Consider the following 25,117-nt stretch of genomic DNA (forward strand, 5'->3'; position numbering starts at 1 on the left):
GGCCCCATTGTCTTCTCGAATCCGGCGTTGTCCCACATCAGCCGGTGGCGCCCGGAGCGGCGGCCGATGTCGACGCTACTCCGAAGATTTCGGACATCGCGGGCTGAGGGTGGGGGCGGCAGCCGTATTGACGGAACTCTGATGCCTTCCCGGTAGCCGCCCGACTACGCCGCGACCTGCGGGAAAGCCGCAGGCGCCTGCCCGACCAGCCGGCAGGCCCGTTACGGGTGCCCGACAATCCGGCCCAGGGGGTGTCGTCCCCAGGGCTGTTCTGCCGGGCAGGCCCGTCACGCGTGCTCGAAGGTCCGGTCACTACGCGTGGCCGACGATCCGGTCGTCACGCGTGCTCTGCGGTCGTCACACGTGCCCGACGGTCGTCACGCGTGCCCGACGGTCGTCACACGTGCTCGACGATGTGCCCGTCGCTCAGCTCCAGGACCCGGTCGGCGAAGCCCAGCAGCTGGGGGTCGTGCGTGGCGACCAGGGCGGTGACGTTCTCGCTGCGGACGACCGCGCGCAGCAGCTCCATGACCGCGAGCCCGGTCTCCGCGTCGAGCTGCCCGGTGGGCTCGTCGGCGATCAGGAGGGCGGGGCGGTTGGCGAGCGCCCTGGCGATGGCGACGCGCTGCTGCTGGCCACCGGAGAGTTCGCCGGGGCGCTGCTGGGTGTGGTCGCCGAGGCCGACCAGGGAGAGCAGCAGCGCCACCCGCTCCTCGCGCTCGGCAGGGTCGGCCTTGCGCAGCCTCATCGGTACGCCGACGTTCTCGGCGGCGGTCAGGATGGGGATCAGGCCGAACGACTGGAAGATGAAGCCGATCCGGTCGCGGCGCAGTTCGAGCAGCCCGTTCTCGCCCAGTGCGGAGATGTCGGTGCCGTCGACGGTGATCCGGCCGCCGTCCGGCGCGTCCAGGCCGCCGACCAGGTTGAGCAGGGTCGTCTTGCCGGATCCGGAGCGTCCCTTGAGCGCGACCAGTTCGCCGCGCGGGATCTCGAAGGAGACGCCGCGCAGCGCGTGCACGGCGGCGGCGCCCGTGCCGTACGAGCGGTGCAGGTCCTCGACGCGCACCATGGGCCCGCGTGCCGGGTCCTCGGCTACGGCCGTGCTGCTCTGTCCGCTGGTGCTCTCGGTCATGTCACTCCCCGTACGTACGCGTCTCTCGCGATCGCCAGTATGTGCATGAGGCACACGGCCGGGCAATGGTCAGTTCTCGGGCCGCCCGAGTTCGGGGTGCCGGGCGAGCGGCCGAAGGGGATCGCCGACGGGCGATCGGCCCCGGCCCACGTCCTCAAGTGCGGTGACGCGGACCCGCGTCCTCGCGTGCGGTGTGCCCGTCTTCCCTTGCGGTGCGCCCGTCCTCACGTGCGAGGTCCTTCGGCGCCACGGCACCACGGCGCCGCCGTGCCCGCCCCTGCGTAGAACTGCCCCGTGAGCCACGGGAAGTCCGTACAGCGGGCGGGCACGGCGGCGATGCGGGCCGTGGCCGTTCAGGCGCCCTTCGCCAGGTCCTTCAGCGCGATGTTGAGCTGGAGGACGTTGACGCGGGGTTCGCCCATGAAGCCGAGGATGCGGCCGTCGGTGTGGTCCTTGACCAGTTTCTCCACCTGGTTCACGTCGAGGTGGTTCTTCTCCGCGACGCGGCGGATCTGGAGTTCGGCGTAGGCCGGGGAGATGTCGGGGTCGAGGCCGGAGCCGGAGGAGGTGACGGCGTCGGCCGGAACGTCGGCCGGATTGACCCGGTGGCCGGGGACGGAGTTGTCCTTGACGACGGCGGCCTTGGCGGCGGTGACCCAGTCGATGAGTTCCTCGTTGTCGCCGGAGCGGTTGGTCGCGCCGGAGAGGATCAGCTTGTACTGGGTGTTGACGCTGTTGCTGCCCAGACCGTTGGCGGGGCGGGGCTGGAACCACTTGAGGTCCGGCTCGGCGGTCTCCTGGCCGTCCTTCAGCGGCAGGTCGTAGCGCTGCCCGATGAGGGACGAGCCGACGACCTTCCCGTTCGCGGTGACTTCGGAGCCGTTGGCCTTGCCGGGGAAGAGTGCCTGGGCGACACCGGTGACGGCGAGCGGGTAGACGACGCCGCAGATCAGGGTGAGGACGAGCAGGGCGCGCAGTCCGGCGCCGAGCAGCCGGGCCGTGCTTCCTAGGGAGTTGTTCATGGCAGGTCAGCCGATTCCGGGGATGAGGGAGAGGATCAGGTCGATGATCTTGATGCCGATGAACGGGGCGACGAGGCCGCCCAGTCCGTAGATGCCGAGGTTGCGGCGCAGCATGCTGTCGGCGCTGGAGGGCCGGTAGCTGACGCCCTTCAGGGCGAGCGGGACCAGCGCGATGATGATCAGCGCGTTGAAGATCACGGCGGACAGGATCGCGGACCTCGGGGAGGAGAGGTCCATGATGTTGAGCTTGTCAAGGCCCGGGTAGACCACGGCGAACATGGCCGGGATGATCGCGAAGTACTTCGCGACGTCGTTGGCGATGGAGAACGTGGTGAGTGCGCCACGGGTGATCAGGAGCTGCTTGCCGATCTCGACGATCTCGATCAGCTTGGTCGGATTGGAGTCCAGGTCCACCATGTTCCCGGCCTCCTTCGCGGCCGAGGTACCGGTGTTCATCGCCACACCGACATCCGCCTGAGCCAGAGCCGGAGCGTCGTTCGTCCCGTCACCCGTCATCGCGACCAGCTTGCCCCCCGCCTGCTCCCGCTTGATCAGAGCCATCTTGTCCTCGGGCGTCGCCTCGGCGAGGAAGTCGTCGACTCCCGCCTCCTCGGCGATGGCCTTCGCGGTCAGCGGGTTGTCACCCGTGATCATGACCGTACGGATGCCCATGCGGCGCAGCTCGTCGAACCGCTCCCTCATGCCTTCCTTGACGACGTCCTTGAGGTGGATGACACCCAGGACCCGTGCGCCGTCCGTGTCCTCCAGAGCCACCAGCAGCGGCGTGCCACCAGCCTGGGAAATCCGGTCGGTGAGCGCCTGCGCGTCCTGCGAGACACTGCCGCCACGCTCCTTGACCCAGGCGACGACCGAACCGGTCGCGCCCTTGCGTACCTTGCGCCCGTCGACATCCACCCCGGACATCCGGGTCTGGGCGGTGAACACGACCCACTCGGCCTGTGTCAGCTGGCCCTGGTGCCGCTCGCGCAGCCCGTACTTCTCCTTGGCCAGGACCACGATCGAGCGGCCCTCGGGAGTCTCGTCGGCCAGCGACGACAGCTGGGCGGCGTCCGCGAGTTCGGCCTCCGTCACGCCCTTGACCGGGACGAACTCGGCGGCCTGCCGGTTGCCCAGCGTGATCGTGCCGGTCTTGTCGAGCAGCAGCGTCGACACATCGCCCGCCGCCTCGACCGCCCGCCCCGACATGGCCAGCACATTGCGCTGGACCAGCCGGTCCATGCCCGCGATGCCGATCGCGGAGAGCAGCGCACCGATGGTGGTCGGGATCAGGCAGACCAGCAGCGCGGCCAGCACGATCATCGACTGCTTCTCGCCCGCGTAGATCGCGAACGGCTGCAGAGTCACCACGGCCAGCAGGAAGACGATGGTCAGCGAGGCGAGCAGGATGTTCAGCGCGATCTCGTTGGGCGTCTTCTGCCGGGCCGCACCCTCGACCAGGGCGATCATCCGGTCGATGAACGTCTCGCCGGGCTTGGTGGTGATCTTGATGACGATCCGGTCGGAGAGCACCTTCGTACCCCCGGTCACCGCCGAGCGGTCACCGCCGGACTCCCGGATGACCGGCGCGGACTCACCCGTGATCGCGGACTCGTCCACGCTCGCGACACCCTCGACGACGTCCCCGTCGCCGGGGATGATGTCGCCCGCCTCGCAGACCACCAGGTCACCGATGCGCAGGCCGGTGCCGGCGACCCGCTCCTCGTTCTTCCCTATGAGCCGCCGCGCGACCGTGTCGGTCTTCGCCCTGCGCAGCGTGTCGGCCTGCGCCTTGCCGCGCCCCTCCGCCACCGCCTCCGCCAGGTTGGCGAAGATCGTCGTCAGCCACAGCCAGCCCGCGATGGCCCAGCCGAACCAGTCCGTCGGATCCAGCACCGCGAGCACGGTGGTGAGCACCGAACCGATCAGCACGACGAACATCACCGGGGACTTGACCATCACCCGGGGATCCAGCTTGCGGACCGCGTCGGGGAACGAGGTGACCAGCTGCTTGGGGTCGAACAGGCCCCCGCCGACGCGCCCTTCGGGCCCGCGCCCCGTCGGCAGGTCGCTGTGGGGCGCGAGGCCCGGATCGGCGGTGGACATGGAGCTGGGCTCCTCAGGCTTCTTTACGTTGGTGGTCATGACGCCAGCCCTTCGGCGAGCGGGCCCAGCGCGAGGGCCGGGAAGTAGGTGAGTCCGGTGATGATGAGGATCGTGCCGACCAGCAGACCGCTGAAGAGCGGCTTCTGGGTGCCGAGCGTGCCGACGGTCGCCGGTACGGGTTTCTGTTCGGCCAGTGAGCCGGCCAGGGCCAGGACGAACACCATGGGCAGGAACCGGCCGAGCAGCATCGCGATACCGATGGTCGTGTTGAACCACTGGGTGTCCGCGTTCAGCCCGGCGAAGGCCGATCCGTTGTTGTTGGCACCGGAGGTGTAGGCGTAGAGGATCTCCGAGAAGCCGTGCGCCCCCGAGTTGGTCATCGAGTTGCCCGGAGTGGGCAGCGCCATGGCCACGGCGGTGAAGCAGAGCACCAGCGCCGGGGTGATCAGGATGTAGCAGGCCGCGAACTTGATCTGGCGGGTGCCGATCTTCTTGCCGAGGTATTCCGGCGTGCGGCCGACCATCAGACCCGCGATGAACACCGCGATGATCGCCATGATCAGCATCCCGTAGAGCCCCGAACCGACACCACCGGGCGCGATCTCGCCGAGCTGCATGCCCAGCATGGTGATGCCGCCGCCGAAGCCGGTGTACGAGGAGTGGAAGGAGTTCACCGCACCGGTCGAGGTGAGGGTGGTGGCGACCGCGAAGATCGATGAGCCGCCGATCCCGAACCGGTTCTCCTTGCCCTCCATCGCCCCGCCCGCGATGTCGAACGCGGGGCCGTTGTGCGCGAACTCGGTCCACATCATCAGCGCACTGAAGCCGAGCCAGATGACGCCCATCGTGGCGAGGATCGCGTAGCCCTGCTTGACGTTGCCGACCATCTTGCCGAAGGTCCGGGTTAGGGCGAAGGGGATGACCAGGATCAGGAAGATCTCGAAGAGGTTCGAGAGCGGGTTGGGGTTCTCGAAGGGGTGGGCCGAGTTGGCGTTGAAGTAACCGCCGCCGTTCGTGCCCAGCTCCTTGATGACCTCCTGCGAGGCGACCGCCCCGCCGTTCCACTGCTGCGTGCCGCCGTTGAACTGGCCGACCTCGTGGATGCCGGAGAAGTTCTGGATGGCGCCGCAGGCGACCAGCACGAGGGCACCGATCACCGCGATCGGGATCAGGATCCGTACGGTGCCGCGCACCAGGTCGGACCAGAAGTTGCCGAGTTCACCGGTGCGGGCGCGGGCGAAGCCGCGTACCAGCGCCACCGCGACGGCCATGCCGACAGCCGCCGAGACGAAGTTCTGCACCGCGAGGCCGCCGGTCTGCACGACGTGGCCCATGGCCTGTTCGCCGTAGTACGACTGCCAGTTGGTGTTGGCGACGAAGGACGCCGCCGTGTTGAACGCCTGGTCCGGGTCGATCGACGAGAAGCCGAGCGAGCCGGGCAGGGACCCCTGCACCCGTTGCATCAGGTACAGGAAGAGGACGCTCACCGCCGAGAAGGCCAGGACTCCGCGCAGATAGGCGGGCCAGCGCATTTCGGTGGTGGGATTGGCGCCGATGGCCTTGTATATCCACTTCTCCACCCGCAGATGCCGGTTCGAGGAGTAGACGCGGGCCATGTGGTCGCCGAGCGGACGGTACGCCAGACCCAGCGCCACGACGAGCGCGAGCAACTGGAGCACACCAGCGAGGACGGGGCTCATTTCGGGCTCAGAACCTCTCCGGGTACAGAAGGGCGAGGACGAGGTAGCCCAGCAGGGCGACGGCCACGATCAGACCGACGATGTTCTCGGCAGTCACAGCTTCGCCACCCCCCGCGCGATGAGAGCCACCAGCGCGAACACCGCGATCGTGGTGACGACGAAGGCCACATCGGCCATCGTGTGCTCCTAGATGAGGTTCGGATTCTCGGACCTCATGAGCAAACAGCCGCCCGGGGCCTTCTCCGCCTGCGTTGATGCCTTCCTTACGGTGAGGGGCAAGCCCTTGACGCCGCCCATACGTGCCCGATACGCGCCCGATACGCACGCCGCTCGCGCGCTGCGCGGACGCATGGAAAAAGCCGGTGGGCCGCACCCCGTGAAAGGGGTGCGGCCCACCGGCCGGCTTGTGTGCCGAGAGCTTGTCTAGCGGACCTCGGTGATCTCGGGCCCGCGCTGGAGCTGCCCCATGCCACCGGAGAACTTCGAGTTCTCCTGGTCCTCCTGCTGGATACCCTCCGGCACCATCTGGGCGTCGTTGGGGAGCTTGAGGACGATGGGGTCGCGCGGGGCCATCGGGCCCTCCCCACGGACGACCACGGTGTCCTGGAAGATCGTCTCCAGCAGTCCGGCGGCCTCCGGCTGCACGGCACCCTGGCCGGAGATCACCCCGCGCAGGAACCAGCGCGGTCCGTCGACGCCGACGAAGCGCACCAGCTGCACGCCGTTCGTCCCGTCCGGAAGCTGTACGGGGACCTGGGCGCGCAGCTCCCAGCCCAGCGGGCCCTCGACCTCGTCGATGATCCCGCCCTGCTGGGTGATGCCCGAGGCGATCTCCTCGCGGACCTCGCCCCAGATGCCCTCCTTCTTGGGGGCGGCGAATGCCTGCAGCTGGACCGCGCTGTCGCGCAGGACCACGGTGGCGGCGACGATCGCGTCCCCGGCCACCTCGACCCGCAGCTCCATGCCCTCGACACCCGGCACGAAGATGCCGCCCAGGTCGACCCGGCCCTCGCCGGGCTGGGAGACCTCCTCGATGTCCCACGGCCCGTCCGGCCTGGGGGCAGGCGGAAGGTTCGACCGGCGAGCGCCGGACTCGGCTCCGTCGGTACCGTCGAGCTCGTCGGCGACCTGCCCGGCCTCGCGCGCTTCGTCCACCGTGTCCTCGGCGGAACCACTCTTCTTGCGACGTCCGAACACGTCAATGTCCTTCCCGGTCGGATACGACCGATGCGTAGCTGTTCCCACCGTCGGTGATCCCGCCCCTGACACCGTCCACGGCGGCATGACCGCCGGTGGACCCGAAGCCCCCCTCGGCCCGCGCCGAGCCGGGAAGCTCCGCCACCTCGTGGAAGCGCACCTTCTCGACCTGCTGGACAACCAGTTGGGCAATCCGGTCGAAACGCTCGAACCGCACGGTCTCGCGCGGGTCGAGATTGACCACGATCACCTTGATCTCCCCACGGTACCCGGCATCAACCGTCCCTGGGGCATTCACCAGGGCGACTCCGCAGCGGGCCGCGAGGCCCGAACGCGGGTGCACGAACGCGGCGTACCCGTCGGGCAGCGCGATCGACACCCCGGTGGGCAGCACGGTCCGCTCGCCCGGGGCGAGTTCCGCGGCCTCGGTGGTCACCAGGTCGGCCCCGGCGTCGCCCGGATGTCCGTACGACGGAATCGGCACGTCCGGGTCGACAAGGCGGATCAGTACGTCGACGGGCTGTCGCATCAGGGGTTCACCTCGAAGGCACGGGCGCGCTTGACCTGGTCGGGGTCGGCCATCGCTGCGCGGATCTCGGCCGGGCGGCCGTTCTCGATGAAGTGGTCGACCTTGACCTCGATGAAGAGGGCGTCGGCACGGACCGCGACGGGCCCGTCCGGGCCGCCGATCCGGCCGGTGGCACTGGAGTAGATCTTCCGGCCGTGTACGGCGGTGATCCGCGCGTCGAGGTGCAGCACGGTGTCCACCGGAACCGGCCGCACGAAGTCGGTCTCCAGCCGCCCGGTCACCGCGATGACCCGCAGGAGCCAGTTCAGCGAGCCGAGAGTCTCGTCCAGCGCCGTGGCCAGTACGCCACCGTGCGCGAGGCCCGGTGCGCCCTGGTGGGCTGCCTGCACGGTGAACTCGGCGGTCACGCTCACGCCGTCGCCGGCCCGCGCCTGGAGGTGCAGACCGTGCGGCTGTCCCCCACCGCAGCCGAAACAATGTTCGTAGTGCGCGCCGATGAGCTCGCCGGGGGCGGGCGCGTCGGGATGCCGGACCGGCGCCACCGCGTCGGCCGGGGGTGTCAGAGCTGCAGATGTTCCACTCACAGGCGCAGACCTTACCCGCGCGGACTACCCCGGGTCGCGCCGTGCCAAGCTTGGATTCATGCAGCCTTCCGCACCGCCCTTCGACGAACGTCTCACCGCCCCCCGTTCCTGGTGGTTCATCGCCTTCGGGGTCGGTATCGCCTGTGCGCTCATGCTCCTGCCGCTCGGCACCCTGCCCCTGCTCGGCGGCCTGGTCGGCGGCACCGCCGCGACGGCGGTCGTGGTGAGCTCGTACGGCTCCGTACGGATCCGGGTGGTGGCGGGCGCGCTGATCGCGGGCGACGCGCGGATTCCGCTGTCGGCGCTCGGGGAGCCCGAGCTGCTGGACGCGGAGGAGGCGCGCGCCTGGCGCTCGCACAAGGCGGACGCGCGGGCGTTCATGCTGCTGCGCAGCTACGTGCCGACGGCGGTGCGGGTGGAGGTCACGGATCCGTCCGACCCGACTCCGTACGTCTATCTGTCCACCCGGGACCCGCAGGGCCTGGCGGCGGCGCTCACGGCGGTACGGGCGGCCTGAGCGCCCTTCGCGGGGCCTGCTGCCCCGTACCCGAGGTCAGCCCTCAGTGCTCGTTGTTCCCGATGGTGTTCTCGATCGCCCCGGGCAGCTCGGCCGGATGTGCGGGCTGCTCCAGGGGAGGCAGCTCGGTGAGCCGGTCCCAGTCGACCCGCTGCTTGCGCAGGTCGTTCCTGACTTTCTCGGCGAGCTTCTTGGTGTCGCGGCGGTTCATCACGGCGCCGACCGCGGCACCGACCATGAACGGAATCAGGTTCGGCAGATCGCGCACCATGCGCTTCATGATCTGCTGGCGCAGCTCGCGCTTCATCTGGCCGCCCAGTGCCGCGTTGAGCGTGGTGGGCCGGGAGACGTCGATACCGCGCTCCTCGGTCCAGGACGTCAGATACGCGGTGGAGCGCTGGGCGAGATTGCCCTGCGGGCGCCGTCCGTAGACCTCGTGGAGCTCGGCGACGAGCTTCATCTCGATCGCGGCGACGCCGGTGATCTCCGCCGCCAGCTCGGCGAGCATGGCGGGCGGTACGGGCAGCATGGCCGCTGCCCCGATGCCCGCGCCGACGGTCGCGGTCGCTCTGCTCGCGCCCGCGATGAGTTTGTCGGCGAGCTCCTCGGGGCCGAGTCCCGGAAACTGCTCGCGCAGGGTGGCCAGATCCCGCACCGGGACGCGGGGAGCCGTGTCGATGATCCGGTCGGCCAGGTGACCGACCGCGGCCCTGACGCTCTCCCCGCCCTTGCGTACGCCCCGTTTCAGTGTGTCCAGACGGCCCGCCCCGGTCCCGGGCTCCGTCGTTGTGGTCTGTTCGGCCCCGTCCGGCACGCCTGCCGCCCCGGCCACTTCGAGCGAGGCCGAACGGCCCCGCTCGTCGTCGGAGGTACCGGAAGGATCGGGCAGGGCGGCGGACCGCTCGGCAGACGGGCTGATGCCCTCTGCCGGGCCTGTGCCGCCCTGATTCGTCTCCGGACCGTGCTTGCGCCGCAAGCGCCGCTTCCGGAACGGTGTGTCGCCCGCCACGGCCGACTCGACCTCAGTCGCAGTCGCGGCAGATCGGCTGGCCGTTCTTCTCGCGGGCCAGCTGACTCCGGTGGTGCACGAGGAAGCAGCTCATGCACGTGAACTCGTCGGCCTGCTTGGGCAGGACCCGGACGGCCAGTTCCTCATTGGAAAGGTCCGCGCCGGGCAGCTCCAGCCCTTCGGCCGCGTCGAACTCGTCGACGTCGACGGCGGATGCCGTCTTGTCGCTCCGACGAGCCTTGAGCTCTTCGAGGCTGTCCTGGTCCACGTCGTCGTCGGTCTTGCGTGGGGTGTCGTAATCCGTTGCCATGTCGCTCTCCCCCTCATGGGTGTCTGCGGGTGTCTCAGCGCACGTAACGCGTGAGAGGCCGGACTTGTGCCCGACCTGAGGCGGAGATCTTGCCTCACATCAAGGTCTGTTACTCAATCGACACCCAACCGGACACCTCGACGGCGTTCGGCTTGGGTGGCGTTGGGGACCGTACACGGTCCTGATGGTGCAGTTCACGGGCGCCACCCCGTGTACTTCCCGTGATATCGGCCCCCGAAAACCCGGACGATTACCGGCTTTCCGATGGAGGCTTGATCACGGAGAGTAGATGGCCTGAAAATCGCTTCTGTGATCGATCACACATGGATCGAGGGGGAACGGGTCCTGAAAATTCCGCCCAAAGCGAACATGGAGATTCGGTGCGGGCGTCACACCGTGCAGCCTCTCAGACCGGCAGGGTGACACGCATCACGAGACCACCGCCCTCGCGGGGCTCCGCGATGATACGGCCTCCGTGGGCCCGCGCGACGGATCGGGCGATCGACAGGCCGAGACCGACCCCCTTGTCGCTGCCGGTGCGCTCCGTACGCAGCCGCCTGAAGGGCTCGAAGAGGTTGTCGATCTCGTACGCCGGCACCACAGGACCTGTGTTCGAGACGACCAGCAGGGCCTGTCCGGGCTGGAGCTCGGTGGTGACCTCCACCCAGCCCTCCTCGGCCACGTTGTAGCGCACGGCGTTCTGTACGAGGTTCAGGGCGATCCGCTCCAGCAGGACTCCGTTGCCCTGGACCACGGCCACCGCGCGCTCACCGCGGATCGTCACGCCCTTCGACGTGGCCTCCGCGCGGGCCTGGTCGATGGCGCGCTCGGCGACCTCGGCGAGGTCGACGGGCTTGCGCTCGACGATCTGGTTGTCGCTGCGGGCGAGCAGCAGCAGGCCCTCCACCAGCTGCTCGCTGCGCTCGTTGGTGGCCAGGAGGGTCTTGCCGAGCTGCTGGAGCTCCGGCGGGGCCTCCGGGTCGGAGAGATGGACCTCCAGGAGCGTGCGGTTGATCGCGAGCGGGGTGCGCAGCTCGTGCGAGGCGTTGCCGACGAACCGCTGCTGGGCGGTGAAGGCCCGCTCCAGCCGGTCCAGCATGTCGTCGAAGGTGTCGGACAGCTCCTTGAGCTCGTCGTCCGGGCCGTCCAGCTCGATCCGGCGGGACAGGTCGGTACCCGCCACCCTGCGGGCGGTGCGGGTGATCCGGCCCAGCGGGGACAGGACGCGGCCCGCCATGGCGTACCCGAAGGCGAACGCGATGACGCTCAGGCCGACCAGGGTCAGCAGCGAGCGGTTGAGCAGCGTGTCCAGCGCGTGCTGGCGCTGCTCCCCGTTGCACGCCTTGAGCGCGGCGTTGGCCTGGTCGGCGGAGAGGCCCGGGGTGAGTGCCGGGCAGGCGTTGTTGGTCAGCTGGATCTTGCTGCCGGGCAGCAGCGTGAACGGCAGCTCGGTGCCCACGTGCAGGGCCTGGGCGGCCAGCATGTAGATGATCGACAGCAGCAGGATGCCCGCGATCAGGAACATGCCGCCGTACAGCAGGGTGAGCCGTATCCGGATGGTCGGGCGCAGCCAGGGGTAGGAGGGCTCCTGCTGCTTGGGCTCCCAGGTGGGCTTCGGAGGCGCGGTGAGCGGCGCGGGGGCGGCCACGGCCCTCAGATCCGGTATCCGGAGCCGGGCACGGTGACGATGACGGGCGGCTCGCCGAGCTTGCGGCGCAGCGTCATGACGGTGACCCGCACCACGTTCGTGAACGGGTCGGTGTTCTCGTCCCAGGCCTTCTCCAGCAGCTGCTCGGCAGAGACGACCGCGCCCTCGCTCCGCATCAGGACCTCCAGCACCGCGAACTCCTTCGGGGCGAGCTGGATCTCCTGCTCGTCCCGGAAGACCTCGCGGCGGTTCGGGTCGAGCTTGATGCCGGCCCGCTCCAGGACCGGCGGCAGCGCCACGGTCGTACGGCGCCCGAGCGCCCGCACCCGGGCGGTCAGCTCGCTGAAGGCGAAGGGCTTGGGCAGATAGTCGTCCGCGCCCAGCTCCAGGCCCTCGACACGGTCGCTGACATCACCGGAGGCGGTGAGCATGAGTACCCGCGTGGGCATGCCCAGCTCGACGATCTTGCGGCAGACGTCGTCGCCGTGCACCAGCGGGAGGTCCCGGTCCAGCACCACGACGTCGTAGTCATTGACCCCGATGCGCTCCAGGGCAGCCGCTCCGTCGTAGACCACGTCGACGGCCATGGCCTCCCGGCGCAGTCCGGTGGCCACCGCATCGGCGAGCAGCTGCTCGTCCTCGACGACGAGTACGCGCACGGCGCATTCCTTCCTTAGGTCCTTCGATACGTCCACACAGCGAACGGCCCGCGTCGGGGCCGCTCGATTCACGGTCAGCGGCACTGACTGTGCGCGTCCATCCTGCCCGCAACGCGCATAAACCGGCGGTAAGACGACGCGCGGCCGCCTGCGGCTCCGGGGAATACACCGGGTTCCCGGCCCAGTTGAGGTTTCTCTGAGGCTTGGCGTGGGGAGGAGGGCTTCACACCCGCGATCACGCCGTGCACGTGGCATGCCACGTGCCCGCTCCGCACACCGGCGAAATGGCGTGATCACCCGCTCCTGCGGCCCCGGCCGGAGGAATCCCGGGCACACCCCCGTGCCACCGACCCACGATGAGGGGGCGCTTTATGGACGCTTTCACCGCAGGTCTGCTGCAACGCATCAAGAACACCGAGTCCGACCTCACGCGTGCTCGCGAGACGGGCGACGACTTCCTCGCGGACGTCGAGCAGGGCGAGCTGGACGACCTGCACCGCCTGGCCGCCGAGCATGGCGTCGAAATCGGCCCCACAAGCGTCTGAGTCGCTGTGAGAGGGCCCCGGTGCCGTGATCGGCGCCGGGGCCCTTCGCTGTACCCGAACGCCCGCCGGAGCCCCCACCAGGGGCTCCGGCGGGCGTTCCGTCAGTCGTGCCAGGCGCCCAGCTCTTCGAGGAGCGCCTGGAGCGGCTCGAAGACACCGGGGGTGGCGGCCACGGTCAGGTCGCCGTCGGCGGGCAGTCCGGGGCGTCCGCCGGTGAGCGCGCCCGCCTCCCGGGCGATCAGGTCACCCGCCGCCAGGTCCCACGGGTGGAGCCCGCGCTCGTAGTAGCCGTCGAGCCGGCCGGCCGCGACATCGCAGAGGTCGACGGCGGCCGAGCCGCCGCGCCGGATGTCGCGCAGTCGCGGGATGAGCACCCGGGCGACGTCCGCCTGGTGCGTACGGACGTCGCTGACGTAGTTGAAGCCGGTCGACACGAGGGCCTGGTCGAGCGGCGGAGCGGGCCGGGCGCGCAGGGCGTTGCCGTTCGCGTACGCACCGCCGCCGAGCACCGCCCGGTACGTCTCGCGGCGCATCGGTGCCTCGACGACGCCCACGACCCGCTCGCCGTCGCGTTCGGCGGCGATCGACACGGCCCAGGTCGGCAGGCCGTACAGGTAGTTCACCGTGCCGTCGAGCGGGTCGATGACCCAGCGGATGCCGCTGCTGCCCGCGGAGCTGGCGCCCTCCTCACCGAGGAAGCCGTCCTGCGGGCGGCGCTCGGCGAGGAAGCCGGTGATCAGCTTCTCGGCGGCGATGTCCATCTCGGTGACGATGTCGATGGGGCTGGACTTCGTCGCGGCCACTCCCAGGTCAGCCGGGCGGCCGTCGCGCAGCAGGGCGCCTGCGCGGCGGGCGGCCTCCAGGGCGAGGTCGAGCAGTTCGGACAGGTCGGGGTCGGTCACAGCACTCCCAGGGGCTCGGTGCGTACGGGCTTCTCCGTGCGTACGGGCGTCTCAGTAGCGGCGTCTCTCGGTACGGGCGTCTCAGCAGCCGCTGCCCGGTGTCCACCGGGCCCGCCGCCTCCCTCACGCGTACGGGCTGTCGGCGCCCGCGGCGGCCGGCTTGAGGGCCCTGGCCGGGCAGCAGCCGGCCGGGCACAGGTCGTGCGAGGGGCCGAGCACGCCCAGCGCACAGCGCGCCACCGGGCCGCCCCGCTCGGCCTCGGCGCGCTCCAGGATCAGTTCGCGTACGGCGGCGGCGAACCGCGGGTCGGCGCCGACCGTCGCGGACCGGCGGACCGGCAGACCCAGCTCCGCGGCCTTCGCGGTGGCCTCGGTGTCGAGGTCGTACAGGACCTCCATGTGGTCCGAGACGAAGCCGATGGGGGCCATCACGACCGCCGGGCCACCCTCGCCGTGCAGCGCCTCGATGTGGTCGCAGATGTCGGGCTCCAGCCACGGGATGTGCGGGGCCCCGCTGCGCGACTGGTAGACGAGCCGCCAGGGGTACTCGATGCCGGTCTCCTCGCGCACGGCGTCGACGATCACGCGGGCGACGTCGAGGTGCTCGGCGACATAGGCGCCGCCGTCGCCGTGCGCCTCCGGGGGCCCGGAGGTGTCGGCGGCGGAGACCGGGATCGAGTGCGTGGTGAAGGCCAGATGCGCACCGGCCCTGACGTCCTCGGGGAGGTCCGCCAGCGAGGCCAGCACACCGTCGGCCATGGGCCGCACGAAACCGGGGTGGTTGAAGTAGTGGCGCAGCTTGTCCACCCGCGGCACCTCCACCCCCTCGGTCTCCAGTACCGCGAGCGACTCGGCGAGGTTCTCTCGGTACTGACGGCAGCCGGAGTACGAGGCGTACGCGCTGGTGGCGAGGACGGCGATACGGCGATGACCGTCGCCGGCCATCTCGCGCAGCGTGTCGGTGAGGTACGGCGCCCAGTTGCGGTTGCCCCAGTACACCGGCAGATCCAGGCCGTGGTCCGCGAAGTCCTTGCGCAGGGCGTCGAGCAGCGCCCTGTTCTGCGCGTTGATCGGGCTGACGCCGCCGAACAGGAAGTAGTGCTTGCCGACCTCCTTCAGCCGTTCCTCGGGGATGCCCCGGCCGCGGGTCACGTTCGCCAGGAACGGGACCACGTCGTCCGGGCCTTCGGGGCCTCCGAAGGAGAGCAGCAGCAGGGCGTCGTAGGGAGCGGGATCGCGCAGATCGGACATGACCTCGATCCTGCCACCCGCCGGGGACGGTGCGGCAACCGACATCCGCCCCGGTACCGGGGCCCGTCCGCGGCCTTTGCGGCACCCTCTCCCCGCCGCCGGAAAGGCCGTAAGCTGTATCGGCCATCTTCACGCGTGACAGGCTCGACCGGAGTGCCCCTTGCCCAGCCCCTACCGCGCCATTTTCGCCGCCCCCGGCTCCAAGGGGTTCTCCGCCGCCGGATTCTTCGGCCGCATGCCGCTGTCCATGATGGGCATCGGCGTGGTGACCATGGTTTCGCAGATCACCGGCCGGTACGGGCTGGCCGGCGCGCTCTCCGCCACGCTCGCCATGGCGGCGGCGGTCTTCGGTCCGCAGATCTCCCGGCTGGTCGACCGCTACGGGCAGCGGCGCGTGCTGCGCCCGGTCACCCTGGTCTCGGTGGCGGCGGTCACCGGACTGCTGATCTGCGCACAGCAACGGCTGCCCGACTGGACGCTGTTCGTCTTCGCCGCGGGCGCGGGCTGTGTACCGAGCGTGGGGTCGATGGTGCGCGCCCGTTGGGCGGAGATCTACCGCGGCTCGGGCCGCGAGCTGCACACCGCGTACGCGTGGGAGTCGATCGTCGACGAAGCGTGCTTCATCTTCGGGCCGATCATCTCGATCGGGCTCTCCACCGCCTGGTTCCCGGAGGCGGGACCGCTGCTGGCCGCCGTGTTCCTGGTGATCGGCGTCTTCTGGCTGACCGCGCAGCGCGCCACCGAGCCGGTGCCGCACCCCAAGTCGCAGCACACCGGCGGCTCGGCGCTGCGCTCCCCCGGCCTCCAGGTCCTGGTGATCACGTTCGTGGCGACGGGTGCGATCTTCGGGGCGGTCGACGTGGTGACGGTGGCCTTCGCCGAGGAGCGCGGCCACAAGGCGGCGGCCAGCCTCGTGCTGGCGGTCTACGCACTGGGTTCCTGCCTGGCGGGAGCCGTGTTCGGGCTGCTGCACCTGAAGGGCAGGCCCGGCACCAGGTGGCTGGTGGGGGTCTGCGCGATGGCCGTGAGTATGATCCCCCTCCAACTGGCCGGGAACCTTCCGTTTCTGGCCGTGGCGCTCTTTGTCGCGGGCCTCGCCATCGCACCGACGATGGTCACCACCATGGCCCTCGTCGAACAGCACGTACCGCGCACCAAACTGACCGAGGGCATGACCTGGACCAGCACCGGGCTCGCGGTCGGGGTGGCGCTCGGCTCCTCGGCCGCGGGCTGGGTGGTCGACGCGTCCGGGGCCGAGGCGGGGTACGCGGTGCCCGCCGTGGCGGGAGCGCTCGCGGCCGCGGTGGCGTTCCTGGGGTATCGCCGGCTTGCCAAGCCGGTACCTACGGGAGGGCGCGGGGAAGATGACGGACACCTACGCACGGACGACGGCGAGCACGTGGCGTAACTGGGCGGGCAATGTCACCACCCGACCGGTACGGACCGTGTCCCCCGCCTCGGTGGACGAACTCGCCGAGACGCTCCGCAGGGCACGCGAGGACGGTCTGAAGGTCAAGCCGGCCGGCACCGGACACTCGTTCACCGCGGCGGCGGCCACCGACGGGGTGCTGATACGCCCCGACCTGCTCACCGGCATCCGGGAGATCGACCGTACGGCGATGACGGTGACGGTCGAGGCCGGCACCCCGCTCAAGCGCCTCAACACCGCTCTCGCCCGCGAGGGCCTGTCGCTCACGAACATGGGCGACATCATGGACCAGACGGTCGCCGGGGCCACCTCCACCGGTACCCACGGCACCGGCCGCGACTCGGCGTCGATATCCGCGCAGATCCGCGCCGTGGAGATGGTCACCGCCGACGGCACGGTGCTGCGCTGCTCGGCCGATGAGAATCCGGACGTATTCGCCGTGGCCCGGCTCGGGCTCGGCGCCCTCGGTGTGATCACGGCGATCACCTTCGCCGTGGAGCCGGTGTTCCTGCTGACCGCCCGTGAGGAGCCGATGACCTTCGACCGGGTCACCGCCGACTTCGACCGGCTGCTGACCGAGAATGAGCACTTCGAGTTCTACTGGTTCCCGCACACCGGAAACTGCAACACCAAGCGCAACAACCGCAGCGCGGGCCCCGCCGCCCCGCCCGGCAAGGTCAGCGGCTGGATAGACGACGAACTGCTCTCCAACGGGATCTTCCAGGTCGCCTGCTCACTCGGCCGGGCGGTCCCGGCGACCATCCCGTCGATAGCCAAGCTCTCCAGCCGGGCCCTGTCGGCCCGCACCTACACCGACATCCCGTACAAGGTGTTCACCAGCCCGCGCCGGGTGCGCTTCATGGAGATGGAGTACGCCCTGCCGCGCGAGGCCGCCGTCGAGGCGCTGCGCGAGGTGAAGGCGATGGTGGACCGTTCGCCGCTGCGGATCAGCTTCCCGGTCGAGGTCCGTACGGCGCCCGCCGACGACATCGCGCTCTCCACGGCCTCGGGCCGCGAGAGCGCGTACATCGCCGTGCACCTGTACCGGGGCACGCCCCACCAGGCGTACTTCACCGCCGTCGAACGGATCATGACCGCACACGCCGGCCGCCCGCACTGGGGCAAGATCCACACCCGCGACGCCGACTACCTGGCCGGCGTCTACCCGCGGTTCGGCGAGTTCACCGCGGTACGCGACCGGCTCGACCCGGACCGCCTGTTCGGCAACGACTACCTGCGCCGCGTCCTCGGTGACTGAGTGCGCGTCGGGCGCGTTCGTGACCGCCGCGGCGGTGGCGAACGCGCCCGACGCGTCCCCGCGTGGCCACCGGTGTCAGCGCCCGCCGGTGCCCGTGGCGGGCGGGGCCTGCTGCTCCTGGCCCGGGACACCGCCCTCGCCGGTCGGCTCGGGGGCGGCGCTGCCGCCTCCGTCGCCGGGTTCCGTGGGGGGCGGCGGAGCGGGCGACTGCGTGGTTTCGCCACCGCCCGAGCCGGAGGGCGTCGGTGTCGGTTCGGCCGTCGATCCCGGGTCCTTGCTCCGGCCCGTATCCGGGTCCGGGCTCTGCCCGTCGCCCCGATCCGTGCCCGGCGTGGATCCGGTGCCGCTGCCGGTGCCGGGGCTCTGCCCGTCTCCGTCCGGCTCCTGCCCGGTGCTGCCGGACGGTGCCGGGTCGGCCGGACCGGAGTCCTGGTCCCCGCCGCGTACGACGGAGCCGACGGTCGTCCCCCGGCCACCGCTCAGGTCGTTGCCCGAGATCAGCTCGAACGCGGTGATCCCGACCATCGACACGGCGAAGACCACGGCTGCCGCGAGGACCGGGCGCTTCCAGCCGCGAAGGCGGGTGCCGTGCGTGGTCGCGCCGGAGAACTCGTCGTCCGGCCCGCCCGGATCCGGTACCCGGGCTCCGCCGGCCTGCGGGAGGAGTTGCGTCCGGGCCGGGTCGGCGGATTCCGGCCCCCCGGCCCCGGGGACCCGCCTCAGCATCCGGGTGCGTTCGGGGTCGAGCCCCAGCACCCGCGTGTGATCCGCGTCGGCGCCGTGGGCACCCTCGGCGCCGAGGGATTCCGCGCCGTCGGTGCCGGGCCGCAGCGCTCGCGTACGGTCCGGGTCGTGCTCCACCGCGGGCAGCACCGTCGTGGCATCGTCGGCCGGTCGGCTCGTCGCCCGGGTCTGCCGGGCCGGCATCGTCTCCCTGGTGCGTACTGTCACCTGACGGCCCGCCGGGTGCGTCACCTGGACCGTGACTTCGCGGATCTGCTCACCCGTACGACGGAAGAAGTGCTGGAAGACCGATCCTCCGCAGGTGGCGACGATACTCATCACCCCTGCGCCCACGATCGTTCCGTACACGCCCAGCTGCGAGGCCAGTACCGCGGCCGCGACGGCTGCCACGGCACTGCCGGCGACCTGCGGCAGACTCAGATCTATGCGCCTTTCCTTGGGTTCTATGTCACTTTCCGGCTTCTGAACCATTACCAGCCCCTGCTTGACATCTCTCCCACCATGCATCAGGAAGGGACAAATGAGCGAAGTGAATAGTTCCGTTTCTGGTGATTCTGTGAAGCAGGACACGCATCAGGGGCATTTAGCAGGTAAGTGGGTAACCCAACTCCCGTGCCGCACGAGAACTTCGGCGGCGCGCCGGTCCACTCAGGTGGCCCAAATGGAGTACTGTGACGAGCCCTGGGGCGGACTCCCGCATGGGTATCCGCAGCTACGGAGGGGGCCGACGGCGGCACTCGAACCGGCGGCGCTGAGGCGGCACACGGGCGCTTGCTACACGGAGTGACCTTTTTCGGTCACTTTGGGTCGCAATAGGCAACCGTGTCATGCAGGCGTTCCAGGGCCAATGCCCGACACGCCGGGCAACTTGGCAAGGTTGTGGCAGGCTGCACCCGGGCAGGCCACACTCGACTAGCGGAAGCAGCGACGCACGTGACGTCGGCAGGCACCACCCGGGAGGTTCCCATGCCCGAACTGCGTGTCGTGGCCGTCTCAAACGACGGCACACGACTGGTGCTCAAGGCTGCGGACAGCACGGAGTACACGCTTCCGATCGATGAGCGGCTGCGTGCCGCCGTGCGCAACGACCGCGCACGGCTCGGCCAGATCGAGATCGAGGTGGAGAGCCACCTCCGCCCCCGCGACATCCAGGCCCGGATACGTGCCGGTGCCTCCGCGGAGGAGGTCGCTCAATTCGCCGGAATCCCCGTCGACCGTGTTCGCCGCTTCGAGGGCCCTGTGCTCGCGGAGCGCGCCTTCATGGCCGAGCGGGCCCGGAAGACTCCCGTGCGCCGTCCCGGCGAGAACACCGGCCCCCAGCTCGGCGAGGCGGTGCAGGAACGGCTCCTGCTGCGCGGCGCCGACAAGGAAACCGTCCAGTGGGACTCCTGGCGCCGTGACGACGGCACCTGGGAGGTCCTCCTCGTCTACCGGGTCGCGGGTGAACCGCACTCGGCGAGCTGGACGTACGACCCGCCCAGACGGCTGGTCCAGGCCGTGGACGACGAGGCGCGCTCGCTGATCGGTGAGAGCGACGACGTCGCCGCGCCGGAGCCCAGCTTCCCGTTCGTGCCCCGGATCGCCCGGCTGCCGCGCGACCGGCCGCTGGACCGTGCTCTGGACCGCCAGATCCAGATGGAGCGCCCCGCCCCGCCCGCGCCCGAGCCGGACGACTTCCTCACCGGTCCGTCGGCCGGGGAGCGCGACTCGCTGACCAGCCTGCTGGAAGCGGTACCGAGCTTCCGCGGCGACATGGTCGTACCGGAACGGCCCTCGCCGCCCGAACCGCCGGCGATCGAACCCGCCGGGCAGGAGCCCGAGGCCGATGAGCCCCCGGCCGCGGCGGCCTCCGCCGGAGCCGGTTCCGCTTATGCGGATGTCCTGATGCCGCGAGCGGTGGCCGGTCATCGCGACCGGCTGACCGGGACGACCGACCGCCAGGCCGAGGCGGACGGGGTCCGTCCGGGCCGGCGGGCCGCGGTGCCCAGCTGGGACGAGATCGTCTTCGGCACCCGCCGTAAGAAGCAGGACTGATCGAGAAGTGACTCGCAGCGGAACGAGGGCCCGTACGCAGTCGCGTACGGGCCCTCGCCCGTTCGGGGAGCCTGCCTTACCGAGGATCGGGCCCCTTGGCGACCGGCCGGGACCCGTCGAAGGACCACTCGGACCAGGAGCCCGGATAGAGGACACCCCGGAATCCGGCGATCTCCAGGGCCAGCACCTCGTGCGCCCCCGAAACCCCCGAGCCGCAGTAGACGCCGACCCCCTCGGTGCTCGTGGCCCCCAGCCCGGAGAAGCGGGCGGCCAGCTCACCGGCGGGGAGGTAGCGCCCGTCCTCTCCGACGTTCTCCGAGGTCGGCGCCGAAACCGCGCCCGGGACATGGCCGCCCACCCGGTCGATCGGCTCCACATCACCCCGGTAGCGCTCCGCGGCCCGCGCGTCGAGCAGCAGACCGGAACGGGCGAAGGCCGCCGCACCGTCCGCGTCCAGCGTCTCCAGCGCACCCGGCTCCGGCCGGAAATCGCCCTCGGCGGGCGCCGGGATCCCGGTGGACAGCTCGCCGGTCCACGCCGCGAGACCGCCATCCAGGACCCGGACGTCCCTGTGCCCCGTCCAGCGCAGCAGCCACCAGGCGCGGGCCGCGGCCCAGCCCTGGCCGCCGTCGTACACCACGACGGGCGTGCCCCGGGAGACCCCGGCGCGGCGCATCGCGGCACCGAAGGCTTCCGGGTCCGGCAGGGGATGGCGGCCGTGGCTCCCCGCCGGGCCCGCGAGTTCCGCGTCGAGATCGACGAAGACGGCGCCGGGGATGTGCCCGGCCTCGTAGTCGGCGCGGCCGTGCGGGCCGCCCAGCTGCCAACGGACGTCCAGGAGCACCGGCGGACGCGGCCCCGCCGACTCGCTCGCACATTCGGATGCGGTAATGATGGGCTTCATGGGTGCCATCCTCGCTCAGGGGCCGACCCAGCCGTAACAACGCCGGAACGGACAGACCACAACAAAGCGGTCTCCTTCCGTCGAGAACCCGGAACTCGCGGCGCGGCCGGGGCGCCTCGCGAGCCGGGTGGTGCAAGCATCTGCACGGGACGAACGCACCCGATCCGAAGCATCGGACGGAGACCTACGCCGTTCCCCCGTACGGCCACCACAACGGTCCGAGGAGAGAGACGACGATGACCGAGGCTGCCGCTCGGCGCACGCCCGGAACACCTTGCTGGGTGAGTCTGATCGTGCACGGCCTGACCGCGACCCAGGAGTTCTACGGAGCCCTGTTCGGCTGGGAGTTTCAGCCAGGACCCGACCAGCTGGGCCCCTACGTGCGCGGCCTGCTCGACGGGAAAGAGGTCGCGGGCATCGGCCAGCTGCCGCCCGACCGGCATCTGCCGGTCGCCTGGACCACCTATCTCGCCACCGACGACGCGGATCTCACCGCGGAGACGATCCGCTCCTGCGGCGGCACGGTGGCGGTCGGGCCGCTCGACGCGGGCGTCGCGGGCCGTCTCGCCATCGCCTCCGACCCGTCGGGGGCCGTATTCGGGATCTGGCAGGCCGCCGAGCACCTGGGCACCCGAGCGGCGGGCACGCCCGGGACACCCGTCTGGAACGAGCTGGTGACCCGCGAGACCTCCATGGTCGGCAAGTTCTACCAGGCGGTTTTCGGCTATGAGACGGAGGCGGTCGTCTCGGCCGACTTCGACTACCAGACCCTGCATCTGGACGGCCGCCCGGTGGCTTCGCTGCACGGTGTGGGCCACGCCCTGCCGCGCGACCGGGGTCCGCACTGGATGACGTACTTCGAGGTCGCCGACACCGACGAGGCCGCCGCACAGGTCGTGCGGCTCGGCGGGCGCATCCTCCAGCCGCCCCAGGAGGGTTCCCACGGCAGGCTCGCGACGGTGTCGGACCCGGAGGGTGCCGTGTTCACGATCGTACGGTCGCACAAGCGCTGACCGGCGGCCCCCGGCCGGCGGCCGGGGGCCGGGGGCCGGGGGCCGGGGGCCGGGGGCCGCCCCGTCAGCCTGCCGTGTGTACCGGCGGTCCGTCGCCGCCGGGCGACTTCGCGGTGACCAGCAGACCGGCGAGCAGGCCCGCGAGCAGCATGCCGCCGACGGCCCACCAGAGGGTGCCGGTGTGGCGGCCGAGCAGCTCTCCGGCGAGCTGCTCGGGCGACCATGACGCGCCAGGGCGCAGGCGTACGGCGAGGGCGCCGGTGAGCAGTGCCACGCCGATCGCGCCGCCCACGTGCTGAGCCGCGGTGATGGTCGCCGAGGCCGCGCCGGAGTGCTCCGGGGCGACAGCGGCGGTCGCGGTGGCGAAGACCGGCATGAAGGCCAGGCCGGTACCGAAGCCGGTGAGGACCATGCCGGGCAGCGCCTGGGTCGCGTACGCGCCGTCGGTCTCCAGGCCGGTCAGGAGCAGCAGTCCGAGAGCCGCGGTCGCCAGGCCCGCCACGATCAGGATGCGGGGCGCGACGCGGGGCAGCAGCCGGGCGGCGACCTGGGTGGCGCCGATGACGAGGGCGGCGACCATGGGCAGGAAGGCCACCCCCGCCGCGGCCGGGGAGTAGCCGAGGACGTTCCGCAGATAGAAGTCCAGGGTGGCGAACGAGGCGGTGACGCCGAGGCCGGCCAGGAGCATGACGAGGAAGCAGCCGATCCGGTCGCGGTCTTCGACGGTGGACGGCGAGAGGGAGGGGCGTGATGTCGTGGTCCGCCGCCACAGGTAGGCCACGAGCAGGACGACGCCCGCCGCGAGCAGGACCAGGATCAGGGGGTCGGTCCGGTCGCGGGGCTCGGCCTCGATGAGGCCGTAGGTGAGGGCGGCGAGTCCGCCGGTGCCGAGCAGCACCCCGAGTGCGTCGAAACGTGCTCCCGTGCGGCCCGGTCGGTCGTGCGGCAGCGTGAGCGCACCGATCAGGGCGGCCACGGCGAGGGGGACGGCGGCGTACAGGGACAGCCGCCAGGTCAGGTTCTCCACGAGCCAGCCGCCCATGAGCAGGCCGAGCGCCGAGCCGCCGCCGCTGATCACGGCGTAGACCCCGAAGGCTCTGCCGCGTTCCTTCGGGTCGGTGAAGCCGGTGGTCACCAGGGCCAGCGCGGCCGGTGTGAGCACCGCGCCGAAGGCGCCCTGGAGGGCGCGGGCCCAGATCAGCATGCTGGAATCGGCGGCCGAGCCGCCGAGCGCGGAGGCGACCGCGAATCCGGCCAGGCCGATGATCAAGGTGAGTCGGCGTCCCGCGAGGTCCGTGATGTGCCCGCCGAGCAGCATCAGGCCGCCGAAGGCGAGCACATACACGGTGGACATCACGCTCAGCCCGCTGAGGGGAATGCCGAGATCGGCCTGGACGGACGGCACCGCCATGTTGAAGGCCGTCGCGTCGATCAGCACCATCAGCTGGGCCAGGGCGGCCACCACCAGTCCCCACCAGCGCCTGGGGTGCGGGGACGCCGAGTCCTGAAGAGGGGCCGGGGGCGGGTATGCGGACCAGGCGCCGGGAGGCGGGCCCGGGGGCGGCCCGAACGCCTGTGCGGGGACGACGTGCGCCGGGGCCGTCGGGGCGTACGCGGGCGGCGCGGGCAGCGGTTGGGGCCGCGCGGGCGGGACAGGGGCGGCCGGTTGTACGACAGGTGTCCCGGCAGGGCCTGCGGCGACGGCTTCCGGGGCGAAGTCCAGCAACTGGGCTGCATGGCGGCCGAGTTGTGCCAGCACGGCGCCCGGCAGCCATTCCGCGGCCTGATCCTCGGCCGTGCGGGCGGCCACCTGCTGAGGGGTGGGCCTCTTGGCCGGGTCCTTCTCCAGACATGCGCGTACGAGATCGACCAGCGACTCCGGTACGCCGGTCAGGTCCGCCTCCTCCTCCGCGATCCGGAAGAGGTGGGCGTTCAGGCCGGTGTCCGTGGCGCCGAAGAGGAGGCGCCCGGTGGCGGCGTGGACGAGGACGGCACCCAGGCAGAACACGTCGCTGGCGGGGGTGAGTTCAAGTCCGCGCACCTGTTCCGGCGACATGAAGCCCGGGGAGCCGATCAGCATGCCGGTGCGGGTGTGCAGGCTGTCCCCGGCCAGCCGGTCCATCGCCCGCGCGATGCCGAAGTCGATGACGCGGGGGCCGTCGACGGTGACGAGGACGTTCGACGGCTTGAGGTCACGATGGATCAGACCCGCCTCGTGCACGGCCCGCAGGGCGAGGGCGAGGCGGTTGGCGAGGGTGTGGACCGAATACTCGGGCAATGGCCCGAAGTCCTTGGCGACCACGGTGTGGAGGTCGGGCCCCGGGATGTACTGGGTCGCCACCCAGGGAACGGCGGCCTCGGGGTCGGCGTCGAGCACGGCCGCCGTCCAACTCCCGCCCACCCGCCGCGCGGCGGCCACTTCACGGGCGAAGCGCCTGCGGAACTCGGGGTCCCCGGCGTACTCGGCCTGCACCACTTTCACGGCCACGGTGCGCCCGCCCTCGGAACGGCCCAGATAGACCAGGCCCATGCCTCCCTCGCCCAGCCGGGCGATCAGGCGGTAGGGGCCTATGCGGACCGGATCTTCGGCGATCAGCTGATTCACGGGAGAAAGATAGCCCAACTAT

Annotated in this window: 23 protein-coding genes; 6 read left to right on the forward strand and 17 right to left on the reverse strand. The window is 70.9% G+C overall.

Going from position 1 to position 25,117, the window contains the following annotated elements:
* Positions 1-397: 397 nt before the first annotated feature.
* From OG413_RS00005 to OG413_RS00040, 8 genes are all read right to left on the reverse strand, one after another.
* Entirely contained in the window at positions 398-1,132 is a 735-nt protein-coding gene (locus OG413_RS00005; RefSeq protein WP_266802089.1) for an ABC transporter ATP-binding protein, read from the reverse strand.
* Positions 1,133-1,485: 353 nt separating this feature from the next.
* The gene (locus tag OG413_RS00010) at positions 1,486-2,154 is read right to left on the reverse strand and encodes a potassium-transporting ATPase subunit C (RefSeq protein ID WP_266802092.1); all 669 of its coding nucleotides are present in this window, start codon (positions 2,152-2,154) and stop codon (positions 1,486-1,488) included.
* Between the two features lie 6 nt (positions 2,155-2,160).
* Positions 2,161-4,257 (reverse strand): potassium-transporting ATPase subunit KdpB, encoded by a 2,097-nt coding sequence (gene kdpB, locus OG413_RS00015; RefSeq protein ID WP_266809782.1) that lies wholly within the window; start codon positions 4,255-4,257, stop codon positions 2,161-2,163.
* 35 nt (positions 4,258-4,292) lie between these two features.
* Complete coding sequence (gene kdpA, locus OG413_RS00020; RefSeq protein ID WP_266802094.1) at positions 4,293-5,957, reverse strand: potassium-transporting ATPase subunit KdpA; 1,665 nt, start codon at positions 5,955-5,957, stop codon at positions 4,293-4,295.
* Between the two features lie 7 nt (positions 5,958-5,964).
* Positions 5,965-6,054 (reverse strand): K(+)-transporting ATPase subunit F, encoded by a 90-nt coding sequence (gene kdpF / locus OG413_RS00025; RefSeq protein WP_037701211.1) that lies wholly within the window; start codon positions 6,052-6,054, stop codon positions 5,965-5,967.
* Between the two features lie 326 nt (positions 6,055-6,380).
* The gene (locus OG413_RS00030; RefSeq protein WP_266802096.1) at positions 6,381-7,154 is read right to left on the reverse strand and encodes a DUF3710 domain-containing protein; all 774 of its coding nucleotides are present in this window, start codon (positions 7,152-7,154) and stop codon (positions 6,381-6,383) included.
* A gap of 1 nt (position 7,155) precedes the next feature.
* The gene (dut, locus tag OG413_RS00035; RefSeq protein WP_266802098.1) at positions 7,156-7,683 is read right to left on the reverse strand and encodes a dUTP diphosphatase; all 528 of its coding nucleotides are present in this window, start codon (positions 7,681-7,683) and stop codon (positions 7,156-7,158) included.
* Complete coding sequence (locus tag OG413_RS00040; protein WP_266802100.1) at positions 7,683-8,267, reverse strand: PaaI family thioesterase; 585 nt, start codon at positions 8,265-8,267, stop codon at positions 7,683-7,685. Before OG413_RS00040 ends, dut begins: the two co-directional genes overlap by 1 nt.
* Positions 8,268-8,325: 58 nt before the next feature.
* Between OG413_RS00040 and OG413_RS00045 the strand changes: the two genes are divergently transcribed.
* Positions 8,326-8,784: a DUF3093 domain-containing protein gene (locus OG413_RS00045; RefSeq protein WP_266802102.1), complete on the forward strand. Its 459-nt coding sequence runs from the start codon at positions 8,326-8,328 to the stop codon at positions 8,782-8,784.
* Positions 8,785-8,827: 43 nt separating this feature from the next.
* Here the strand turns inward: OG413_RS00045 and OG413_RS00050 are convergent, their stop codons facing one another.
* From OG413_RS00050 to OG413_RS00065, 4 genes are all read right to left on the reverse strand, one after another.
* Positions 8,828-9,793, reverse strand: coding sequence for a hypothetical protein (locus OG413_RS00050; protein WP_266802104.1), 966 nt, complete (start codon positions 9,791-9,793; stop codon positions 8,828-8,830).
* Positions 9,794-9,806: 13 nt separating this feature from the next.
* A complete protein-coding gene (locus OG413_RS00055; protein ID WP_003965732.1) occupies positions 9,807-10,103 on the reverse strand; it encodes a DUF4193 domain-containing protein in 297 nt (98 codons plus the stop codon).
* 406 nt (positions 10,104-10,509) lie between these two features.
* Entirely contained in the window at positions 10,510-11,760 is a 1,251-nt protein-coding gene (locus tag OG413_RS00060; protein WP_266809784.1) for a cell wall metabolism sensor histidine kinase WalK, read from the reverse strand.
* Positions 11,757-12,410 (reverse strand): response regulator transcription factor, encoded by a 654-nt coding sequence (locus OG413_RS00065; RefSeq protein ID WP_266802106.1) that lies wholly within the window; start codon positions 12,408-12,410, stop codon positions 11,757-11,759. Before OG413_RS00065 ends, OG413_RS00060 begins: the two co-directional genes overlap by 4 nt.
* A gap of 371 nt (positions 12,411-12,781) precedes the next feature.
* Between OG413_RS00065 and OG413_RS00070 the strand changes: the two genes are divergently transcribed.
* The gene (locus tag OG413_RS00070; protein WP_266802108.1) at positions 12,782-12,955 is read left to right on the forward strand and encodes a hypothetical protein; all 174 of its coding nucleotides are present in this window, start codon (positions 12,782-12,784) and stop codon (positions 12,953-12,955) included.
* 101 nt (positions 12,956-13,056) lie between these two features.
* Here OG413_RS00070 and OG413_RS00075 read toward each other — a convergent pair whose 3' ends face one another.
* A complete protein-coding gene (locus tag OG413_RS00075; RefSeq protein ID WP_266802110.1) occupies positions 13,057-13,857 on the reverse strand; it encodes an inositol monophosphatase family protein in 801 nt (266 codons plus the stop codon).
* 123 nt (positions 13,858-13,980) lie between these two features.
* Entirely contained in the window at positions 13,981-15,108 is a 1,128-nt protein-coding gene (locus OG413_RS00080; protein ID WP_266802112.1) for a ferrochelatase, read from the reverse strand.
* A gap of 160 nt (positions 15,109-15,268) precedes the next feature.
* Here OG413_RS00080 and OG413_RS00085 point away from each other — a divergent pair, with 160 nt between their 5' ends.
* Positions 15,269-16,516, forward strand: a complete 1,248-nt coding sequence (locus tag OG413_RS00085; protein ID WP_266802114.1) for an MFS transporter — start codon at positions 15,269-15,271, stop codon at positions 16,514-16,516.
* Positions 16,473-17,795, forward strand: coding sequence for a D-arabinono-1,4-lactone oxidase (locus tag OG413_RS00090; protein WP_266802116.1), 1,323 nt, complete (start codon positions 16,473-16,475; stop codon positions 17,793-17,795). The genes OG413_RS00085 and OG413_RS00090 overlap by 44 nt, the downstream gene beginning before the upstream one ends.
* Positions 17,796-17,870: 75 nt before the next feature.
* Here OG413_RS00090 and OG413_RS00095 read toward each other — a convergent pair whose 3' ends face one another.
* Entirely contained in the window at positions 17,871-19,010 is a 1,140-nt protein-coding gene (locus OG413_RS00095) for a hypothetical protein (RefSeq protein ID WP_266802118.1), read from the reverse strand.
* Positions 19,011-19,505: 495 nt separating this feature from the next.
* Between OG413_RS00095 and sepH the strand changes: the two genes are divergently transcribed.
* Entirely contained in the window at positions 19,506-20,573 is a 1,068-nt protein-coding gene (gene sepH / locus OG413_RS00100; protein WP_266802120.1) for a septation protein SepH, read from the forward strand.
* Positions 20,574-20,649: 76 nt separating this feature from the next.
* Here the strand turns inward: sepH and OG413_RS00105 are convergent, their stop codons facing one another.
* A complete protein-coding gene (locus tag OG413_RS00105) occupies positions 20,650-21,477 on the reverse strand; it encodes a sulfurtransferase (protein WP_266802122.1) in 828 nt (275 codons plus the stop codon).
* A gap of 236 nt (positions 21,478-21,713) precedes the next feature.
* On the opposite strand from OG413_RS00105, the gene OG413_RS00110 reads away from it, so the two are divergent.
* Positions 21,714-22,490, forward strand: coding sequence for a VOC family protein (locus tag OG413_RS00110; RefSeq protein WP_266802124.1), 777 nt, complete (start codon positions 21,714-21,716; stop codon positions 22,488-22,490).
* A gap of 64 nt (positions 22,491-22,554) precedes the next feature.
* Here OG413_RS00110 and OG413_RS46845 read toward each other — a convergent pair whose 3' ends face one another.
* On the reverse strand, positions 22,555-25,095 hold the full coding sequence (locus OG413_RS46845; protein WP_323137792.1) for an MDR family MFS transporter: 2,541 nt from the start codon (positions 25,093-25,095) through the stop codon (positions 22,555-22,557).
* Positions 25,096-25,117 lie beyond the last annotated feature (22 nt).

Source organism: Streptomyces sp. NBC_01433, assembly GCF_026340105.1.
Classification (GTDB): Bacteria; Actinomycetota; Actinomycetes; order Streptomycetales; family Streptomycetaceae; genus Streptomyces.